This window comes from Alcanivorax sp., assembly GCF_014762765.1.
Lineage (GTDB): Bacteria > Pseudomonadota > Gammaproteobacteria > Pseudomonadales > Alcanivoracaceae > Alcanivorax.
The window spans coordinates 1-3,396 of record NZ_JABURH010000030.1; the positions used below are offsets into that span (position 1 = coordinate 1).

Below are 3,396 nucleotides of genomic sequence, written 5' to 3' on the forward strand. Positions count from 1 at the left end.
TGATTGCGGAGACGGTGGCACGGGCGAATTCGGTGGCGCAGCCGGCGATGGCGTAGGGGACGGTTGCAAGCTAAAAGTTAAAAACCGCAACGTGGAAGATTGCGCTGCGAGCTGAAAGGAATAGGCCGCGTCCAGGATATGGGGGCGGTCTTTTTATTTGGAACCTTATTGGCGCTATGAGTGGATGACACCGATAGGCAGTGTATTAATCTCTAAGTCAACGGAATGTCTAGTGTCTCCTTCTCGATAACCCATCGAGCCTGACGTCCGAGCAGCGTCGTGGGCATTGAATCACCGACAAGGTTCTCATATCTGGCAATGTTGGCGTCTTGTCTCGTTCTTTTTGTGGTACTTTCGTGCGCTAATTGTGCAGTCCTCTGCTTTCCATGTCTAACTCGAAGGAAGGAGTCTTTCAGTGAAAAAAGGCGTATTTGTTATGGCGCTGTCGTTACTGTGTGCGGGTGTGGGGGCTGATACCAAGGACATTATCAGCGATACCACCAAGAGCGTGATTACCTTTGGTAAAGACTTGATGAAGGGCCTGAACGATGGCGTGGATGAGGGCCGCAAAGGTGCAGAAGGGGCCGATGGCGCGGTAACAGTGACCAATGTGGATGAAATGGAGCAGTTCATCAGCGTCGAAGTGCTGGGGGTAGAGAGCACCGATGACGAGCTGGCCACGCTGGTGACCGTGGGTTTCAAAAACAATGAGGGAAAACCGGTTCGCATTGCCAACATGGACGACAAGGGCATCGTGCTGCTGATCGATCACGATGGTTATTCGCAAGGGTTGTCCGCAGATAATCGTTACGCTGCAGAATTTACAGTGCCGCCCAATACCGGCACCAAGCACGTCTTCAAGTTTGATATCACCATGGACAAGGCCAGCAAGATCCGCTTGTGGAGCAAGGAGTATGAGCTGGCCGGACACCATAAGAAAAAACTGCCCGACGACAGCGTAGAGATATGAAAGCTCGTTGTCTGACGTTGCGGCGTCTGGGCTGTGTTGCTCTGGTTGCAGGGCTGATTGCGTCGGTGATGCCGCGTTCCTTGCAGGCAGAAGCGGTAACAGGCCTGCGCTTTGAGCATGAAGACTGGATGCTGGTGTGTGATAACACCCGTACCTGCCGAGCGGTGGGTTATCAGCGCTTTTTTGAAGATAGCGAATCCGTGGCCGTGTTGCTGACCCGTAAAGCGGGCCCGGAGCAGCCGCTAACCGGCGAGGTGAAAATCGGGGAGCTTGATCTTGAGGAGGCGGCCTATGTGGCGCTGACTTCAGATGCCGATCTGTCTCTGGTCATTGATGGGCAGGAGATCGGTAAGGTCAAGGTGGATCCGGCGTTTCTGGGCGCAGAATTGCCCGATGAGGTGCTGCTGCCACTGTTGCGTGCCCTGCGTCGCGATAGTGTTATTGAGTGGGTTCATGATCAATACCGGTGGCGGCTTTCCGATGCCGGGGCCAGCGCTGTCTTCCTGAAAATGGATGATGTGCAGGGGCGGATTGGCACCCCGGGGGCGCTGGTCCGCAAGGGGAACAGGCCGGAAGCGGAGGTGTTGCCGGCGCTGGTTCCACCGGTAGTCATTGCTGCGCCGGTGGATGCCTCACCGGTTGCCTTGCCTGCGGCCGATGAGCCGGCCTTGCGCGCGACGCTGCGAACTCTGGTGGATGAAGAAACCGAGTGTAGTGGCCTGGCCATGCCGGAAGACGGCGGCGAGGCCTTGGATGTGGTGCGGCTTTCAGATTCTCGTCTGATGGTCGCAGTCAGCTGCTGGATGGCTGCTTACAACGGTGGCTCCGGGATCTGGGTGATCAACGACAGTAAACCTTACCAACCTGTTCTGGTGACGGGCTCGGCAACAGAATTTGATGGTGGAACCGTGTCAGCGATGCACAAAGGGCGAGGGATTGGCGATTGCTATGCCCATGAAGAATGGACATGGGACGGTGAGCAGTTTGTGCACACTCTCTCATCCACCACAGGGCAATGCCGTGGGTTGGCTGCCGGCGGTGTCTGGGATTTGCCTGAGCGTGTCACCGAGTTGCGTCAGGCAGCAGCCCGCCCTTTGCCATAGGCGCAGAAGGCTGGCGCAGAGGTGGCAGGGCGGTGCCCGTGTCACCCATCAATCAGAAACCCATGGGATAATGATGCTGAAAATGTGGAAAGGGGGTAGTCGACGTGCGTTGATGGCATCCCTCTCGGTGGCGCTGTGTGCCCCTGTGTATGCAAACGATACCTCAGTGGATGTTCACTGTTTCTCCTCTCCCGATGACGCCACCGCGCTTGAGCTGAGGCTGTACCTCGAAAGTGAAGTCTGGGTGGGTGGTCTCGTTCTCCATCGTGGAGCTGATGATTTTATCCCGTTGAGCTTTGAGCACGAGGAAATGATTGAGGACGTGCCCGGAGGGCCCGATAAATACAGGGCTACCTGGTTGGAAGTGGTGGACGGCGAAGTAACTGGAAAGTATGAAGTCTTCACTCAGCGAGCCGAAGTCTATGACTTTGCCTACCTGAACAGAACGACGGGCGAGCGCGTGGACTTGTCCGTACAAACGCCGCCGCGAGAAAAGTGGCTGGATCTCAATGGCGTGTGTGACTGGTGGGCGGAGGAGGGCGAGCCTTGATACGGGCTCATCCTCTCTGGATGTTCAGCGCGAGCCGTTGGTCGAAGTTTAACGTAGCCAACACGGGCAGTTTTGATGGAGGCTGAGCCGTAACGGAAATGTTGTCCCTGTGCTCAGGCGCGATCCCACGGGAAGGTGAGGGTGTCGCTGATGCGGGGGCGGGTTTGTTGTGCCATCAAGAGTCTTTCGACGCCCATGGCCACGCCGCTGCATTTCGGCAAGCCGGCCTCCATGGCGGCCAGCAGGTAGGGGTCGGCGTCCATTTCGCGCAGGGAGTCTTGCTGTCGCAGTGTATTGTCCTGCGCAAAGCGCTGCCGTTGCTCCTGGGCATCAGTGAGTTCCTGATAGCCGTTGGCCAGTTCCAGCCCCCGGTAATAGATCTCGAAACGTTGGGCGACCGACACACCGTCCCGATCCTGATGGGTTTGTGCCAGGGCGGCGGCCCAGCCGGGAAAGTCGTTTACCACCGTTAGCTGATCGGCGGGCAGCGCCGGCTCCACTTTGGTGGCCATCAGGAAGTCGACAGCGGCTGCCTTGTCCAGACTGTCAGGCGCGCCGTGTGTTTCGGCGCAAGCGATCAGTTGCTGATCGTCTGTGGTTAAAGGATCAAGGCCTGTCACATGGTGGAAAAGGGCACGGAAGTGGTAGCGCTGGCTATTGGCGCCTGGAAACAGTTCGGCAAACAAGGCCAGGCACTCATCGATCAGGTCCTTGAGCACAAAGCCCGGGCGGTACCATTCCAGCATGGTAAATTCCGGGTTGTGACGGCTCCC

The 3,396-nt window shown here is 57.2% G+C and carries 4 protein-coding genes; 3 read left to right on the top strand and 1 reads right to left on the bottom strand.

From position 1 onward, the window contains the following. Positions 1 to 415: 415 nt before the first annotated feature. The 3 genes from HUJ17_RS01040 to HUJ17_RS01050 all read left to right on the top strand — a co-directional run bounded on the left by HUJ17_RS01040 (position 416) and on the right by HUJ17_RS01050 (position 2,623). Complete coding sequence (locus HUJ17_RS01040) at positions 416 to 970, top strand: hypothetical protein (protein WP_290508964.1); 555 nt, start codon at positions 416 to 418, stop codon at positions 968 to 970. After that, complete coding sequence (locus tag HUJ17_RS01045) at positions 967 to 2,073, top strand: DUF1176 domain-containing protein (RefSeq protein WP_290508965.1); 1,107 nt, start codon at positions 967 to 969, stop codon at positions 2,071 to 2,073. Before HUJ17_RS01040 ends, HUJ17_RS01045 begins: the two co-directional genes overlap by 4 nt. Positions 2,074 to 2,143: 70 nt before the next feature. Further along, on the top strand, positions 2,144 to 2,623 hold the full coding sequence (locus HUJ17_RS01050) for a hypothetical protein (RefSeq protein WP_290508966.1): 480 nt from the start codon (positions 2,144 to 2,146) through the stop codon (positions 2,621 to 2,623). Between the two features lie 113 nt (positions 2,624 to 2,736). Here HUJ17_RS01050 and HUJ17_RS01055 read toward each other — a convergent pair. Next, positions 2,737 to 3,396: amino acid--tRNA ligase-related protein (locus tag HUJ17_RS01055; protein WP_290508967.1), on the bottom strand; the 660-nt coding region annotated here is incomplete at its 5' end.